At 39.2% G+C, this 17124-nt stretch carries 17 protein-coding genes and 2 pseudogenes; 8 read left to right on the top strand and 11 right to left on the bottom strand.

Going from position 1 to position 17124, the window contains the following annotated elements:
* Together FTV18_RS14485 and FTV18_RS14480 are read left to right on the top strand one after the other, a co-directional pair.
* Nucleotides 1–96 (top strand): annotated as a pseudogene (locus FTV18_RS14485) (IS1595 family transposase); the annotation flags it as partial.
* A 110-nt stretch (nt 97–206) separates the two neighbouring features.
* Entirely contained in the window at nt 207–1409 is a 1203-nt protein-coding gene (locus FTV18_RS14480) for a YbfB/YjiJ family MFS transporter (protein WP_180018757.1), read from the top strand.
* 74 nt (nt 1410–1483) lie between these two features.
* Here the strand turns inward: FTV18_RS14480 and FTV18_RS14475 are convergent, their stop codons facing one another.
* The 5 genes from FTV18_RS14475 to FTV18_RS15640 form a co-directional block, all read right to left on the bottom strand.
* Nucleotides 1484–3472, bottom strand: a complete 1989-nt coding sequence (locus FTV18_RS14475; RefSeq protein ID WP_180018759.1) for an acyltransferase family protein — start codon at nt 3470–3472, stop codon at nt 1484–1486.
* An 88-nt stretch (nt 3473–3560) separates the two neighbouring features.
* Nucleotides 3561–4124, bottom strand: a complete 564-nt coding sequence (locus FTV18_RS14470) for a M23 family metallopeptidase (RefSeq protein WP_179993073.1) — start codon at nt 4122–4124, stop codon at nt 3561–3563.
* 160 nt (nt 4125–4284) lie between these two features.
* Nucleotides 4285–4413, bottom strand: coding sequence for a hypothetical protein (locus tag FTV18_RS15790; RefSeq protein ID WP_004784138.1), 129 nt, complete (start codon nt 4411–4413; stop codon nt 4285–4287).
* 496 nt (nt 4414–4909) lie between these two features.
* Entirely contained in the window at nt 4910–5380 is a 471-nt protein-coding gene (locus FTV18_RS15645; RefSeq protein WP_218945585.1) for a transposase family protein, read from the bottom strand.
* Entirely contained in the window at nt 5328–5723 is a 396-nt protein-coding gene (locus FTV18_RS15640) for a transposase family protein (RefSeq protein ID WP_071851480.1), read from the bottom strand. Before FTV18_RS15640 ends, FTV18_RS15645 begins: the two co-directional genes overlap by 53 nt.
* 486 nt (nt 5724–6209) lie before the next feature.
* Here FTV18_RS15640 and FTV18_RS14460 point away from each other — a divergent pair, with 486 nt between their 5' ends.
* Entirely contained in the window at nt 6210–6374 is a 165-nt protein-coding gene (locus tag FTV18_RS14460; RefSeq protein WP_180018765.1) for a hypothetical protein, read from the top strand.
* 840 nt (nt 6375–7214) lie between these two features.
* Here FTV18_RS14460 and FTV18_RS14455 read toward each other — a convergent pair.
* Together FTV18_RS14455 and FTV18_RS15785 are read right to left on the bottom strand one after the other, a co-directional pair.
* On the bottom strand, nt 7215–8183 hold the full coding sequence (locus tag FTV18_RS14455) for an IS30 family transposase (RefSeq protein WP_257218617.1): 969 nt from the start codon (nt 8181–8183) through the stop codon (nt 7215–7217).
* A gap of 395 nt (nt 8184–8578) precedes the next feature.
* The gene (locus tag FTV18_RS15785) at nt 8579–8719 is read right to left on the bottom strand and encodes a hypothetical protein (RefSeq protein WP_257218616.1); all 141 of its coding nucleotides are present in this window, start codon (nt 8717–8719) and stop codon (nt 8579–8581) included.
* Nucleotides 8720–9188: 469 nt separating this feature from the next.
* On the opposite strand from FTV18_RS15785, the gene FTV18_RS14450 reads away from it, so the two are divergent.
* Nucleotides 9189–9971 carry an rRNA large subunit pseudouridine synthase E gene (locus FTV18_RS14450; RefSeq protein WP_005236402.1) on the top strand — a complete coding sequence of 261 codons (783 nt, stop codon included), beginning with the start codon at nt 9189–9191 and terminating at the stop codon, nt 9969–9971.
* 8 nt (nt 9972–9979) lie between these two features.
* On the opposite strand, the gene FTV18_RS14445 is transcribed toward FTV18_RS14450, so the two are convergent.
* Together FTV18_RS14445 and FTV18_RS14440 are read right to left on the bottom strand one after the other, a co-directional pair.
* Nucleotides 9980–11341: a heavy metal sensor histidine kinase gene (locus FTV18_RS14445; RefSeq protein ID WP_180018729.1), complete on the bottom strand. Its 1362-nt coding sequence runs from the start codon at nt 11339–11341 to the stop codon at nt 9980–9982.
* Nucleotides 11338–12009 (bottom strand): heavy metal response regulator transcription factor, encoded by a 672-nt coding sequence (locus FTV18_RS14440; RefSeq protein WP_180018731.1) that lies wholly within the window; start codon nt 12007–12009, stop codon nt 11338–11340. The genes FTV18_RS14445 and FTV18_RS14440 overlap by 4 nt, the downstream gene beginning before the upstream one ends.
* Nucleotides 12010–12183: 174 nt before the next feature.
* Between FTV18_RS14440 and FTV18_RS14435 the strand changes: the two genes are divergently transcribed.
* The 3 genes from FTV18_RS14435 to paaI all read left to right on the top strand — a co-directional run bounded on the left by FTV18_RS14435 (nt 12184) and on the right by paaI (nt 13619).
* Nucleotides 12184–12627, top strand: coding sequence for a heme-binding protein (locus tag FTV18_RS14435; protein WP_257218614.1), 444 nt, complete (start codon nt 12184–12186; stop codon nt 12625–12627).
* A gap of 31 nt (nt 12628–12658) precedes the next feature.
* On the top strand, nt 12659–13057 hold the full coding sequence (uraH, locus tag FTV18_RS14430; protein ID WP_180018741.1) for a hydroxyisourate hydrolase: 399 nt from the start codon (nt 12659–12661) through the stop codon (nt 13055–13057).
* A 169-nt stretch (nt 13058–13226) separates the two neighbouring features.
* Entirely contained in the window at nt 13227–13619 is a 393-nt protein-coding gene (gene paaI / locus FTV18_RS14425; protein WP_180018743.1) for a hydroxyphenylacetyl-CoA thioesterase PaaI, read from the top strand.
* A gap of 71 nt (nt 13620–13690) precedes the next feature.
* Here paaI and FTV18_RS14420 read toward each other — a convergent pair whose 3' ends face one another.
* Nucleotides 13691–15394, bottom strand: coding sequence for a M61 family metallopeptidase (locus FTV18_RS14420; RefSeq protein WP_180004071.1), 1704 nt, complete (start codon nt 15392–15394; stop codon nt 13691–13693).
* A gap of 175 nt (nt 15395–15569) precedes the next feature.
* On the opposite strand from FTV18_RS14420, the gene FTV18_RS14415 reads away from it, so the two are divergent.
* A complete protein-coding gene (locus FTV18_RS14415; protein ID WP_159123240.1) occupies nt 15570–16883 on the top strand; it encodes a D-alanyl-D-alanine carboxypeptidase PBP6B in 1314 nt (437 codons plus the stop codon).
* Between the two features lie 147 nt (nt 16884–17030).
* Here the strand turns inward: FTV18_RS14415 and FTV18_RS14410 are convergent.
* Nucleotides 17031–17124 (bottom strand): annotated as a pseudogene (locus tag FTV18_RS14410) (IS1595 family transposase); the annotation flags it as partial.

Below are 17124 nucleotides of genomic sequence, written 5' to 3'. Positions count from 1 at the left end.
AAAGAGTACTTTGATTATCATCTTAAAGAAACTGAATGGCGTTGGATGAGGGAACCTAATGAGTTAGCAACTGAGCTGTGGAACCTCATTAGGTAAAATTAAGTGTAAATCTGCTAGTCTAGAGCCAAATCTATTCAGCCTTTTCTCCTTTAGCTTGATGATTCATGCTATTTTTTGAACAAATATAAAAATCCAAGAGTACATGGATGTCCTCAAATACGGTCAAGCTTAGCCTTTTTCTCTGCCTGAGTATGTGCTTAGGCATCGGCATTCTGCGTTTTTCCTATACTGCCCTGTTACCTGGTACACGTGAAGCCTTTGCCTGGAGCGCGAGTTTTGCCAGTCTTTTAGGTAGTGCCAATCTGCTGGGCTATTTAATGGGTGCTTTTGCAGCGATGCGCTTGCCCCAAGACCGAAGCATGAGTACTTATATCCAGCTTGCTGCAATAGCTGGAATGGTTAGCCTATTCTGTTGCGCTTTTTCAGGGTTTTCTGAAATCTGGTATATAAGCTGGCGCGTGATTTCCGGTATTAGTGGTGGCCTGCTCATGATTTTGTCACCAAGTGTCGTGGCTCAGTGCTGTGATTTAAAAGACCGTTTTAAAATCAATTTTATTGGTTTTAGCGGGATTGGATTAGGGGTTTTATTAGCTACCCTGTTTTTGCCTTATCTTGACCAGATTTCCATACGTACGGCCTGGCTGATCTTATGTGGGTTTGCCCTGATGATTTGTATCTGCTTAAGCCTACTGATACCACAATTTAAACCCTATCTAGCTAAACAATCTGTTTCTCATCCTGCGCAAGCACCTTTAAATACAGTCTTTTATAGTTTACTGGCGGTTTATGCCTGTAGTGCATTTGCCTATATTCCGCATTCCCTGTTCTGGATTGACTATCTCAGCCATGAACTAGGATTAAGCTTGTTCTGGATTAACTTTAACTGGATTCTATATGGATTGGGCAGTGCCTTAGGTGCTTTTTCTGCTTATGTTCTTGCAAGAAAATTTGGCAATTTTACTGCCCTGAAGATTCTTTATAGTGTATATATTCTGGCGATTTTCATTGCGACTCTAAATGCTAATCCGTTTCTCACTTTCAGTTCTTCTTTTTTTACCGGAATGTTGAATCCCGCTGTGGTTTTCCTCACTTCTTATACCATTTTGCAGCTGTATGGACTGGCCTATAAAAAGCTTTGGAGCATTGCGACTCTATGTTTTGCTGCTGTTCAGCTGATTGGAGGATTGAGTTTTAGCTCCCTGCAATATCTAGGATTGAACTACCATCAACAGTTTATGCTGGCAGCTTTAGTTTTATTAGCCGGAACTTTGCAACTGTTCTGGAATACACGTTCTTCCAAATATAAGACGAATGAGCAACCGATTTCTGTTCAAGAAGAAAAGAATTAAATAAAGATTAAAATCGGTCAATGCCCCAAATCCCAGGGAATAAAACCACATCATTAAACGTGGTTTTATTCCATTTAATCTTTCTTCAAATCTTTAAGCGGGTTACCAAACTGTTTTAGATATTCAACACCCAATTGCCGTGAACCCTGATCATTAAGATGATTATCATCCTTAAAACGATACAAAGGCACATCATTCAGCATCGTTTTACATGCCTGCTGATCACAGATGACTTTGGTTGGATCAACGATTTTCAATTGCGGATATTTCAGTTTTGCTTCTGCCAAAATCTGATTGAATTGCTTTAAATGTGCTTCATAACTTTTTCGAGAAACTGTACATGAAGCGTCTCGATGAAGAATCTCTTTACGAATATTACAATCAGATGGAATCCCTTCCCAGTCTAGATGTGGTACATCATTAATTAGCACCACCTGATCACTAGATTGATGGGCAATTTCTAAGGCTTTTATCAAACCTGCTTTAAATATCTCTTCCTCAGTATGATGAACACAATCTTTAAGTTTTACATCATCGTCAAAATACTGCGCATAAGATCCCGCCAGAATAATCATTGGATAATGGGTTTCTTTAAGATGTGCAGTAATAGCATCATTACGTTTTTGGAATTTGGTCAGTTCTTTCCATTGATTCAGCTTTAACTCAAATCGCTGCACACCTGGCAGATAAAAAGTTGAACTTTGCGTTGCATCATAACCGCGTAAATTGGCATCCTTTGCCCATTCGTCCAGCATTGCTGTATAGGCATTGGCATGCGAATCGCCAATCAACAGGAAATCAATATCTTCTTTAGATTGTCCTAAGACACAATCTTGAGCATTGGGTAAAACATTTGGATCCGCGGTATCCATACAGTTACTACGAATCACATGTGCATACGTGTGTAATGCTTCCTGTTTGTCATGCACCGATTTTGGAAAACGCTCCGGGAAACCTTCATGTGTTTTGATGGTTTGGGCGATCGCAATAAAACTGACTGCAGGTAACAGAAATCCAAGAATAATCACTTTATAATTTGCAGCCATCACAAAGCGTTTCAGGGGTGTTTCAGCCAGTTTATAAGTCAGAAATGCACATATAAGTGATAGGAAAACAATAATAATCTGATTTTCCAGATTCAAGGGCAGCATATAAATGCCAAAGAACACGATGATTGGCCAGTGCCATAAATACAGAGGATATGAAATTTTGCCAATCCATGTACTAAGACGATTACTCAATAATAAATTACTTGAAGATATGGATTGCCCCAAATAAATAATCAGTGCCGTTGCAATACAGGGGATCAATGCCATCAGTCCTGGGAATGGGGTTTGCTGATCAAAATAAATTGCAGTTGCAAATAGAACACTTACCCCAGCCCAGACCAATCCCTGTAATAGTTTTTTTGGCAGATTCAGTTTTGGCAAGCAGCTAATCAATGCACCAATCAACAACTCAAATGCTCGTACCGGCATACTATAATAAGCTTTGGCCGGATTATGAGTCAGTTGCTGCTGGGCATATAGAACCAAAGCGACAATGAATACACTAATGACAAGCCAAAGATATTTACGCGAGGTTTTACTCAAAAATAGCCATAGCAAGAGCGGCCAGAAAATATAAAACTGCTCTTCTACGCCCAATGACCATAAATGTAATAACGGCACATTTTCTACATTCGGGCTGAAATAATCTCCTACCTCATTCCGCATATACAGATTGGCAATAAGCACAGTCGCATACATGACGCTTTTAAAATATTCCGTCAGCTCACCCGGCAACATCACCTGCCAGGCAATTAGGCTGACAATTGCCAGTACAGTAAAATATGCAGGTGCCAGACGGATCACCCGTTTCTTATAAAACCGTGCAATTGAAAATTGCTGCAACTCAATATCGCGCGTCAGAATGGTCGTGATGAGATAGCCGGAAATGACAAAGAAAATATCAACACCAATATAGCCGCCAGAAAATAATGACCAGCCGAGATGATTGAAAATGACCAATGATACTGCAATAGCTCTCAGGCCATCGATATCTGGTCGATAAGCAAAACTCATAAAAACAGGAAAAGCGGGAGATACGCTATTTTATGCTTTTCATTCTTTAGATGGCGATCTTTTACATTTTTTTTACATTCACCTGCACTTATTCCAATTCTTCTACCTTTAAATAAGGATAAGGATTGGTTGCACCTTCCCCACTGAGATAAATCCCATAATGCAAATGTGGTGGTGTATTTTTCGCATTACCGGTATTACCGACATAGGCAATGATTTCACCTGCTTCTACCCAGTCTCCTTCCTGAATATGTTCAGCATAATCCTCCAGATGTGCATAATAATGTTGGCTTAAATTCGGACCAGTAATCCAGATAACTTTACCTCCTAAATTATTGGTTCCAATCTTGCGGACGATCCCTTGGGTCGCACTGACTACCGGTGTACCTCGTTGAGCAAAAATATCGGTTCCTTCGTGTTTACGTCCCTCACTGCGCGCTCCACCCCAAGTATCCTGAATCTGGCGAGGTTTTACTCCTTGTACAGGAATTTCTACCGGTCTAATCAGCTCAGATTTTTTTAATTGCCAGTACAGATACGGGCTTTTCCAGCCCGCTGGCTCACCTGATGGCGGTGGCTGACAGGCAGTAAGTAATATACTTAAGGAAAATATTAAAAGCAGGATTTTGGGAATTTTCACAATAGCTCGCATAGCCGTTTAATGGGGGTTCGTTTTATCTTAAGGAAGACACAGAAATTTAAAGTCAAAATCCTGTTATTTTTAGTGATGTTTTTTCCAGATTGCTTTTCAGAAACAGTCTTAAAAATAACAAAACCCTCAGCTGAGGGTTTTGTTGAATCAGGTCTAAATTTTATTTACGCTTTTTCGCACGGGATGGTTTAGAGGGCTGCTGTTGCTGTTGTTGCTGCTCTTCATTCTGAGCACTGTCCTTTTTATCCTTTTGCTGGACTTGCTTGTGTTTTGCTCTTGATTTAGCCATAGCATAAACTCCTTTGGAGGACTGTCTCTATCACTGGAAGTTGCATTAATCACTCTAACCTTTATATAAAATAAGCCAATCGCTGAGCTGTATCCAAATACGTCAATGTAACAGCATCTTTATTAAGTGATTCAATTTTGATTAGATCTTTATTCGAGGTATTTACATCGCTTACATAGCGTTGCATGTTGATACCTATTTTAACTCTGAGTATAAATATGGTTTTCTGAATAAAACCCTTCAAAAATCTAACAATAGATGTGGATCCAACGTGATGATCCAAATTTAATATTGATGTATTCATATTCTCAATAATTGCCAGTTCAGACTCTGACTAACGCAGTAATGGTACATTTGGTATAAGAGGCTATAAAATGTATGCCACAGTTTTCGCAGTCAAGGAATAACTGGATGATAAGGTAGATTGAATATTAGATCTGTATTCAGAGTCATCTTGTCACAATTTTGAAGTTTAACAATAGACCTCTTTCATAAATCATTTTTTGCTCAGTTCCAAGTTGTAGATTCCAGCGATTAAATTGAATCTCAAACCAAGCCTTTTACCTCTATTTCGATAACGCTCAGCAAGGATTTTGAAGGTTTTCAGGCTGCCAAATACATGCTCAATTCCGATTCTTCTTTTATTGATTTCTTGATTATAGATTTTCAATTCAGGATCCAATTTACAGTGTCTTTTGGCTTTTAATGGCAACAGGCTATTCGGATACAACACATAAATCCCCTGATAGCCTTTATCTGCAAGGATAAAAGCCCCAAAAGGAATCTGGTTTAAATTGCGTTTGAACAACTCGAAATCATGCACTGTACCGCGACTGGTACATAAACTCAGAATTTGCTGAGTTTTGTAGTGAATCATGGCCTGTACTTTAAAGGTATGGGTCTTTTTCTTGCCGCTATAGCTTTTCTTCTGTTTTTTTAGGCCTTTGGATTGGAATTTCCGTGGCATCCACGATTACAACATTCCAGTCGATGCCTTCGCCCTCGGGTAAATCTTTGGGTAAATTAAACAGATTGGACCGAATCAGGCAGTCTTCAACATGACGGACAATTCTTGAGGCTGTGGGCTCTGAAACCCCGTAGCTCGTCGCAACGTGAAATAAGGTTCGGTATTCCCGCCAATAGCTCAGACAGAGCAGAACCTGATCCTCCAGGCTTAACTTGGGCGGTCTGCCTTTGGCAGGGACATGTTTCTTCAATTGCTCAACCATCAAATAGAAAGTTGACCATGAGATGCCTGTGTACCGCTTGAACTGAGGATCAGAAAGTTTGTTTGAATCGATGTATTTCATCCGCAGATTATGCACGAATGCCAAGAAATCCGGAGTGCAAATATTAACCAAAAAGAAGATCGTTTTTTGATTTATGAAAGAGATCTAATTTATTAATTTTGATTGTGCTACTACTTGCATAGAATCTGCTAAGGTTCAAATATTCTTAGCTCTATAATATTTTTATTGTTCCTATTTGAACTATTTTTTAATCCATATTATTTTATTCAATAAATGGTAATATTTTCTTTAAAGGAATTAAATTCTAAGGTTATAAAATTTATATCTTCCAAGTTATAAATTTAAGAACATTTAATGTTTTCAATTTCTAAAACATTTCTTTAATTAATTCTACAAAATAATTCATAAGATAATTGTTCTTACATAAGGTGAAAGGGTTTTCACGCTAAGCCCGAATATCTTACATAAGCAGACACCGCTCATACATGCCCAGAGAGTTTTATCCCCTACACTGAAATCAAGTTTTAGAAAATTAGAGGATTTTGTATGAAACAGTTTTCGAAAATTCTAATACTCATTACGATGGGCCTTTATGGTACTTCTACTATTGCAGCAGATGCTATTCCTTTGGAAGCTAAAGCCGCCGCAGAAGCACAAAAAGCTGCACTAGAATATTCTGAAAATCAGAAGAGTGATTCAGACTCAGACTAAAAACAAAATAAAGCCCACGAAGGGCTTTATTTACATACGGGAATCATTAGAAAAAAGTTATTTTAATAACTCAATGATTGTCCTACTCCATAAACCATCAAGGTAATAAGGAATACGACCAATGCGGAGACAGCTAATTCTGCTTTAGTCATGTGTTTTACCCTCATGGAGAGCTGTATATTATTTATACACTACATAAGCATAAAACCAAATAACAAAATATTACATAATCTTGAATATTTAAACTAAAGTAAAACACAATATAAGAGAGTAAAACTATAAATTAAATCTTAATTATCAATAAATATATTTTTAATTATCAATTACTTAAAAAATTTTATTTAAAAAATTAATAGATTATTTCTTTGAAATCATAAAATAATCTTTGTTTATAAAAAATTTTTCTATGTAATATATTGCCATTCCAAAATTTAAGCTCCTGAACTTAATGTCTTTTTAAGTCATTTCATAGGTCTTAATTTACTATTTCATAATTTATTTTCCTTATTTGATATCAAATTAAAACTAAACACCTGATATGTATTTTTAATTAATCAACAACTGCTAATTTATTTTCAATAAAATTCTCTTTTTTCCATAAAGATCATTTTTTATTATTTTTAAAACCTCAATATATAAATTTAAAGATCCTAAATAGAAGGATCTTTAAATTTTAAATTACTACATAGATTTGAGTACTTCTAACTCGAAATCAAGCTCCATCATCTTTTCCAGATTTGGTACAATTGCATTCACCCAAGTGCCACTATTCCAGACTTTCAGAATTCCATTTTCTTCCTTATAGAATGCACAGTCCTGAGCTGATATATGATGGCGAATTCAAACATGAGGTGCGACAGTTTCAAAAGCCTTATGATAATCAACAAGCTGAGCAAACTTCTCTAATGGTGTAAGCCAATCTAACGCTTTTCTAGGACGAGTATTCAGTGACATGGCAACTTGATTTAAATAATGCTGATCTGCCTGATTTAAATCAATCCCTTTAGGTAAATATTGCCTAATTAAACCATTCATATTTTCGCATGTGCCTTTTTGCCATGGTGAATGTGGGTCACAGAAATATACATCTATGCCTAAATCTTCTTCGAGTATTTTATGTTCTGACATCTCACGTCCACGGTCATAGGTCAACGTTTTACGCAGTTCTGCAGGTAAATATTTCAGAGCTTCAGTTAAAGCCTTGCGCACTGATTCTGCCTTTGCATCAGGTAATGTTGCCAAGATACAGAGCCGTGTATTTCGTTCAATAAGTGTTGCTATCGAACTTTTATTGTCTTTACCTTTAATTAAATCGGCCTCCCAATGACCCGGTATTTTTCTTTCTTGAACTTCAGCTGGGCGCTCATGAATAGTTTTAATATCCTGTAATATAGAATCTTTTTTAGGTTCACCGTTAGCTTTTCGCTTTTTATTTTCATGACGCAGACAGGATAATAAGTCTTTTTTCAACTCACCCTTTGGTAATGCTCGTATAGTTGAGTAAATCGTTGTATGGCTTACATTCATTGTTTGATCCAAATCAGAAAATGTCTTTAAACGCTTCGATATTTGCTGAGGAGACCATAAACAACGGATCGCTTCAACAATAAATCTCCAGAGGATTGAGTCGATTTTGAGTTTTCTGTGACCACGTCTACGTCTAGCGAAGGTGTTATCAGAAGCATATCGAGCTTGATAAACGTCATTGATGCTATTTCTTTTAAGTTCACGATAGATCGTACTAGGATGTCTTTTAATAAGTTCAGCAAATTTTCTGGGTGAAAAGCCTTCTTTTCTTGACTCAAGCATTAATGCAGTACGATCTTCAAAGTTAAGATGATGGTATGACAATTTTATATACTCCATAAACCCTTTAAATTAATTAGGTGGTTTATGTCGCACTTCAAGTTTTACTCTGCCGATGAATAACCTGGGTTCCTTCTGGTATATTTCTCATACAGACCTCCACACATTTGGTTTATTTTTAATTTAGCAGAAGATTTGAATTTTTCGTTTACATTGCTTTATAGAGTTGTATTAATTGACTATTTAATAGATTAATCATGTAACTTTCATTTTGATATAAATTTTCTTATGCACCTTATTTAAAAATATTCAAACGATAAAAATAAAAAATCCCAACAATATATGTTGAGATTCTCTATTCATAACCGGGTTAAGCTAGCAGTAAATATAGGTAATGTTCAGGCTATAAAATCTCGTAAAATGTGTTGATTTATCACTTCATCAAAACTTAGATTTGAAAGATTTTGCTTGTTATATTTGATGGTTTTATAACAATAACTCGCTGCAATACCCATACTAATTAAAGTCAACAATTTCATTGTTCACCTCAAAATTAAAAATATTAGAAACTGTGAAATTAAAATATCAGCTTGCTTTGTAGTGGTCTAAGCCAGTTTGGAAAGCTTTTTGTATGGTATGTAAATCCGTCAGAACCATTTTGGGTCTATAAAAATCATTATCAATTTTTTGCTTTGCCTTGAATTGTCTTATTTTCCCTTAACCGGCTCGACGAGTGGAGTTGAAAATAAGGATCATCGATGATTAACATTCTTAAACGGAAGATCATATTTGAATACAAAAAGTACATCATTTTAAAGCGGCATAGCCGCAATCAAATGAGATGCAAAACATAAATTCGAGGAAGATAAATAAGAATCTGCTATGATAGCTTCCACTTAGTGGACTCTTTTATGTCTTCCCTTATCTCCTACTTATATGTAAAGGAGTATCACAATGGGCAACATGACTGCCACAGCAGAATTATTTTATATATTTTAGTAGGTTAAAGTGAAAATTGTCATTCTTAACAAACCTTATGACGTCCTCTCCCAATTTCGTCCAGATGAAAAACATCAGACTATGGCGGATTTCGTAGATGATCCGGATCTGCGTATTGCCGGTCGTCTGGATATGGATTCTGAAGGTTTGATGTTCCTGACCGATCATGGCGGTTTAAACCAATATATTACCAATCCAGCCAGCAAAAAATTCAAAACTTATCTGGTTCAGGTCGATGGGGATATAACCGAAGAAGCTCTAGAACAGCTTCGTAAGGGCGTTGAACTGAATGACGGTATTACGCTACCAGCCAAAGCAATTAAAGTCACTGAACCGGAATGGTTATGGGAACGTAATCCTCCTGTACGTTTCCGTGCTTCTGTTCCAACTTCATGGGTCGAAATTTCAATCTGTGAAGGTCGTAACCGTCAGGTTCGTCGTATGACTGCAGCAGTCGGCTTTCCTACATTACGTTTGATTCGCACCAAAATCGGTTCGATTGATCTGGTTCAATTAGGTTTACAGCCAGGTGAAACTAAAGAAATTGAACCCCTACTTTATCCAGACTTTAAAGATGTGCCTGCTCAAGAACCTTACCGCTCGCGCTCTTATGTGAAAAAACCGGGTGGTACCGGTGGTAAACCAATTAACAAGAAAGTAACGAAAGACGGCACCAAGAAAAAAACCGGCACACCGCGTATCTGGCAAATGGAAGAAGGTGAAAAACCACGTCGCAAGACCAATGGTACCACCCGTCCAAATACCAAGAGCCGTGGCCGTCGTACACGTTAAGCCACTGCTTAGATCGGGAAGATCAAACTAAAGACCACGCCTTGAGGATGGTTATTCACCTGAACTTCCCCCTGATGCAACAGCATAATCGACTGCACAATCGCCAAGCCCAAACCACCCGTTTGGGCTTTTTGATGCCGGCTGCTATCAACTTGATAAAAGCGTTCAAACAGATGAACTAAATGCTGCTCGGGGATCTGTACACCTGCTGTCAGTACATCAATCCGACAGCTATTATTTTCTGTAGTCATCGCCGTGATTCTGATCTCGCCATTTTTCTTTCCATACTGCACTGCGTTGCTGAGTAAATTGGCAAGCGCACGTTGCAGATGTTCCGGATGCGCAGCTATATTCAGTTGAGCCGGAATATCCGTATAAATAGATATATTTTTTTCTTCTGCCAGAAACTCAAAATATGCCAGCAAATCTTCTATGATCTGGCTAAGTTCTAGTGTCTGTTTTTCTATCTGATAGTGGCCATGTTCAACTCGGGCGATAAATAGCATGTTTTCAATCATCTGAGTTAGACGTTCATACTCTTCCAGATGGGAATACAGCAAATTTTCTAATTCATCGCGACTGCGTGACTTCGACAAGGCAATCTGGGTTTGCCCCATCAAGTTATTCAGGGGCGTTCGTAATTCATGGGAAATATCTTCAGAAAATCGGGCCAACTGTTCATAGCCTTGCTGTATTCGGTCCAGCATGGCATTCATAGCCTCTGTTAGTTGCTGCACCTCAATAGTTCGGGATGGCAACTCGATACGCTGATCCAGCTGCTGCACATTAATTTGCTGAGTGGCGTAAATTAATTGGCGCATGGATCGCAGTAGATAGTGTCCCATCAGCCAGGCTAACAAAGTAGATAAAATAATACCAAGCAGAGTGTAGATCACTAATTTTATCAGGTAATGTTTTAAAACCTGTTGCCCTGCTGCGAGCTGCTTACCGGCAATCAGTTGATAAGACTGTCCATTAAAGTCCAATTGCTTAAATGCCAAACGGGTCGTGGGTTGTTCAAGCTTATTATTTTGATAATTCAGCCTGGTGTGATAATCCAATAGAGGAATAGTAATATTTAAAGGATTAATATCAATTAATGTATTCTGCGCGTTTTTAAGGATCAGTAAGTTGTCTTCCTGTCCAAGCATATTCTCATAAAGCTCTGGATGTTCGATCAGCACCTGAAAGCTTTGCTGATCAGCCAGAAATATTTCAATCCTGGAAATCCGCAAGGCCAAAGCTTCATCCTGCTGTTGTTGCACCATCTGCTGCATATTGTGATAGGACAACCCGCCGATACTTAAAAAGACAATACAGGAAATGAGGCCAAAAGCGATGCCGAGACGTGTGCCCAAATGCATTTTCATGCTTGCACATCCAGTTTATAGCCCATACCACGTACTGTATGAATAAGTTTTGGACTGAAATGGTCATCAATTTTAGAACGTAATCGGCGTACAGCAACATCAACGACATTGGTGTCAGTATTAAAATTAATATTCCAGACCAGTGAAGCAATTTGTGTCCGGGTTAACACTTCGGACTGGTGTTCCATCAGCAACTGTAAAAGCGCAAACTCTTTTTGGGTAAGCTCAATTTTTTGCCGGTCTCGAAATACTTCCCGGGTTAAACGATTCAGCTCTAAATTGGCCACCTGATACATTTCATGTTCAACTTTTGGTACACGGCGCAGTAGGCTTTTAATTCGGGCCAAAAGTTCGATATAAGAGAAAGGCTTGGTTAAGTAGTCATCTGCACCCAGTTCCAACCCTTTGACCCGGTCAAGCACATGATCTTTGGCAGTCAGCATGAGTACGGGGACTTTAGAGAAAGTACGCAAGGTTTTGAGGACTTGCCAGCCGTCCAGGTCGGGCAGCATCACATCCAGCAATACCAGATCAATCGGTTGCTGTTCCAGCACTGATAAGGCATGCAGGCCATTACCCACCTGTGTAGTCTGGTAGCCGGATTCATTTAAGCCTGTGGCCAAGAATCCGGCAATTTTGGCTTCATCTTCTACAATTAAAATATGCATGGGCTGAGTTTAATCAATTTCATACAGCGCAAAGATTACAAATTGGTAATCTGATTGTCATCCATGAGCTTCAATTCTTTGATTATGATCTTCTCAATTTCTATATGACTGAACATTATCATGAGAAGTAGATTAAATCAGAGAAAAATATTTTTATATCTAGCGAGTTTAGCAATGGTTAGCTTAAGCCATGCTGAATTAAAAATGGCCTATATTATGGACTTGAGTACAGCAAATCAGCTTACTGAGAACGTCATGCAAGCTTGTCAGAAAGCCAGCAAACCCGCTGCAGTCACAGTACTGGATCAAGGCGGCAATGTCTTGGCCAGTCAACGGCATGAATCTGTCGGAATTCACAATTTAACTGCATCACAGCGTAAAGCCTTTACTGCATACTCGACTAAGACCAGTACATTGGATTTCATCCGTCATGCACAAAAGAACCCGGATGCACAAAATTTAAATACCCTGGATGAATTGTTATTATTGGGCGGCGGGGTACCTGTGGTTTATAAAAACCAGCTCATTGGCGCTGTTGGCGTTGCAGGCTCTGGTGGCTCTGAACAGGATCATCAATGTGCCGCACAAGGCATTCAACATACTTTAAAACAACTTTAATTTTATCTATCTATTGAATAGGAACAGACCTATGAAAAAAATTATTTTTGGTGCTCTTCTAGCGGCGACAGCAAGCTTTTCTTTTGCACAGAATCCTTTAAGTGTGCATGTGCTGAATCAGGAAACTGGTCTGCCTTCCGCCAATGTCGCGGTGATTCTGGAAGCTCAGCAGGGTGACAAGTGGGTAAAACTGAATGAGTTAAAAACAGATGCCAATGGCCGTATCAAAGAGTTTTATCCTAAAGATACAGCTTTACAGAAAGGCATCTATAAAGTGACCTTCAAAACCGGTGACTGGTTTAAGGCCAATAATCAACGCACCTTCTTCCCTGAAGTACCTGTGGTATTTACGATTGACGGTGCTTTGGAGCACTATCATATTCCCTTATTACTGAGCTCTTATGGTTATTCAACCTATCGTGGTAACTAATTCTTAATCCCTAAAAGCGTCATTTTCATGGCGCTTTATTTTGATAAGTAAAATGGCTGCATTTCATCATTCATCTGGCTTTCGCTTGTTATTTATCTCCTAGAATGCTATTTATGATTCATATAATTAATATTTTTAAAATAAGTGTATCTAAAAAAGGAGTTTTGCAATGGATCAGCAAGTGAACCAGATGTTTAATCAGGACCGGTTAATTCAGTATCTCGGTGCGCATCTAATTTCTTATAACCACAATCATGCGAAGATTGAACTTAAAGTGTCTGAACAACATTTACAGGGGCATCAGACCTGTAACGGCGCTGTGATTTTTGCATTAGCTGATGCTGCATTTGCCATTGCCTGCAATACCGGCGACCATCCAGCAGTCGGCCAACATTGTGGTATTCATTATCTGAAACCGGCACTGCTCGGTGATACCCTTACCGCCATAGCTGAACATAAAGCCAGTAGCGGTCGCAGTGGGATTTACGATATTCAGATCCTGAATCAGGAAGATCAAATCGTGGCTGAATTCCGTGGAACCTCACGACTGATCGTTAAATAATTATTCTAAAACTTAATGCAATAAAAAAACCGGTGCATCAACACCGGTTTTTTAAAACAGCAAATGCTAAATTAAGCTTTCAACCATTTCTCAGCTTTAGTTTGATCTTCAACTTTCAATTCAACTTCAGTCAGTTCAGAACCACCATTTTGAACGTCAAAAGTCATCAGCTCATCACGACGGAATGCATGGACAGTATAAGTACCTTCCTGTTTCGCATATTTCTCGACAAGTTTCGTCGTTGCTTTAAGTCCATCAATCGCCACAATCACATCATTCGCTGAAAGGCCCGCTTTCACCCCTGCTCCATCACGACGTGCAGACTGAACCAGCACACCTTCAGGCTTATCTACAAGTTTCAAACCAAATGGTAATGACTTGTCATTTTTCAGCGTATAGCTCACGCCAAATTCAGGTAATAACTGATCTAATGGCAATTCATCAGTAGTATTGATCAGGTGATTAATCTGTTCTAACCAGTTATCACCAGTCAATTCCTGACACAATTCGAAAATAGTGCGTTCATTGACCTGAATGCCATTTTGCGTATTTTCATATAGCTTACGCATCAAAGCGTCCAGACTTGAGCCACGCAGACGTAAACCTAGATCCAGACAAAGTGCAACTAAACAGCCTTTATTGTAGTAGCTGGTACCCGCATTATTTGAGTTTTCATCCTGACGGTAGAATTTTACCCAGGCATCAAAGCTAGACTCAGATACTGACTGAATAAAACGTCCCGGGTTTTGCAAATAACGGTCAATCTGCGCTTTGAGCAATGCAATATAAGATTCCTGATTAATCACGCCACTACGGAGCAGAATCAGGTCATCATAATACGACGTAAACCCTTCAAAGATCCAAAGCAAAGAGGTATAGCCTTCTTTATTTAGATCATAATTCACGAAGTTTTCTGGACGAATAAATTTCACTAACCATGAATGGAAATACTCATGACTACATAGGCCAAGGAAACGCTGATAATCTTTCGATGGCTCTTCAGGCTCATCTACTTTAGGGAAATCATCACGCGGTGTAATCAGACTGGTTGAGTTTGGATGCTCCAAACCGCCATAGCTGTTACCGGTTGCTATGGTCATAAAGGTATAATCATTGAATGGCGCAGAACCGAACATGGAAATTTCTGTCGCACAGATTTTCTCAATGTCCTGCTTCATACGCTGTTCATTCATCGCATGTTTGCCTGACACTACAAACTCATGCGGAATGCCATTGGCTTCAAAACTGAAACGGGTCTGCTCCGCCAGTTCAAACGGCGCATCAATCAGTTCAGCATAGTTTTTAGCTTTTAAGGTATAACGACCTTTGACCAGACTTTTAGCCTGCATACCTGTCGCAAGCTGGAAATGTTTTAGCTCATCCGGCAGGAATACTTCTACTTCAATTTCTTTATGTTCCTGACCTTCCAGCCCTAAACATGCACAAGCCGGGTTCACATAAAGACGGTTTTGATCCACATATGCACCACGAACAGACAGGTCATACGCATAGACATCATATTCCACCGTAATCAGTTCATGATCCGTATTGAATAAACGCCATTTATTCTTTTCAAACTTCTGGATTTGTAGCTGGCGTCCATCCTCATCATAAGCCTTGACCGCTTCAATATGCTTGGAGAACTCACGAATCAGGTAACTGCCCGGAATCCAGGTCGGTAAAGAAAGGACTTGCGTTGGATCTGCTAAAAAGCGAAGAGTTACGTGAATAAGATGCTGACGATAATCGTCAAATTCGATTTGATAATGCAACATAATGGGCGATATAAAATACAAATAAATGAGTTATAGCTTAGCTTAGCATTTTTTAGGCCAGTATTGCTTAGCTGTCGCATTTGTCTACATTTCTGACTAGCTATCCTTAAAAAAAAGGCATAGCATGCGTGAAAATTAAATCGTTCATCGACCGGTTGGTTATTAAGGAACACCTTTGAAATACATCATCTCACTGCTTGCAGTTCTTAGCCTGTTTGTGCCTGCAATTTCATATGCTGCCCTTCTGAATATTTTGCCTGAAAGCGTTGAAGCAGAAGCCTGGACCATTCTTGACTCACAGTCAGGCCAGGTCATTGCCGAACACAATGCCGACGTTCAACGTGCTCCAGCTTCCCTCACCAAAATGATGGTCGCTTATATTGCATTGAAAGAAATTCAGGCGGGTAAATTAGATAAAAGTGAAGTATTAACTGCAACACCGATTGTGAAAACAGTGATGTGGGATGAGTCACAAATGTACCTGAAAGAAGGTGAGCAGATTTCGATTGATCAACTTCTGGCAGGTCTGATTATCATGTCGGCGAATGATGCTGCTGTGACATTGGCAGAAAAAATTTCAGGTGATATTCCGAGCTTTGTCGAGCGAATGAATCGGGAAGCAAAAGCTTTAGGTATGGTTCATACCCATTTCCAGAATCCGGCCGGTATTACCATGCCTGAGCACTATTCTACTGCAGCGGATCTGGCGCGTTTGTCGGCAGCTGTAGTCAATCAGACTCCGGACTATCTATATTATTCCAAACAGCCAAGTTTTACCTATAACAACCATTTCCACCGTGCCACTAACCGTGTGTTGCAAGTGGACTCAAGCGTCGATGGTTTAAAAACTGGCTTTACTCGTGCAGCCGGCTATAACCTGGCGCTCACCGCCAATCGTCCAACTTATGATATGGAACTGCCCCACCGTCGTTTGATCGTGGTTGTTTTAGGTACCAAAAGTGCTGCCAAACGCGCTGAAGTGTCGCATAAGTTGATGAATCTGGCGTATACCTATACCCGTAATGAAGTCGCCATTAAAGACAAACAGCTACTCGCTGAATTACCGGTGATCAAATCGACTTTGAAAATGTTTAAGGTTCAGACTAAACAGCCGCAGATTATTACGACATCTTTATATGATCAGAATTATGCCATTGACCTGAACCAGTTCGATCAAAACCATCAACGGGTAATGTTGAATACAGGTGATGGTGTAATGCAAAGCATTGAACCGCTCCATGAAACCCAGACCCATATTAATGTAGAAATGACTGCTTCTGAGTTAATTGCACCTATGGCCAAAGTGATGCCATTAGCGACGATTCATGTCTATCAGAATAATCAGCTTATTCGTACCATCCAGATTGAAGATATGGTGGAACTTGAAGAAGCCAGTTTCTTCCAGAAATTTCTGAGCTGGTTATCCAGCTTCTTTAGCATCTTTGCAGAAAGTGCACCAAGTGCCAAACTCTATCCAATCCAGAAATAAACACTGAATACAGTTAGAAGGCCTCTCATTTGCCTTCTAACCCCCCCTTAAATTTCTCCCTTTTCTCTCGTCAATTTTACCTCCCCTGACATAATTGCTACGTTTTGTAATTTGTATGGCTCTAGACTAGCAGATTTACACTTAATTTTACCTAATGAGGTTCCACAGCTCAGTTGCTAACTCATTAGGTTCCCTCATCCAACGCCATTCAGTTTCTTTAAGATGATAATCAAAGTACTCT

This window comes from Acinetobacter sp. YH12241, assembly GCF_013417535.1.
In the GTDB taxonomy this organism is placed as follows: domain Bacteria; phylum Pseudomonadota; class Gammaproteobacteria; order Pseudomonadales; family Moraxellaceae; genus Acinetobacter.
The sequence above is the reverse complement of the archived record's forward strand: the minus strand, read 5'-3'. Positions and strand labels throughout refer to the sequence as shown.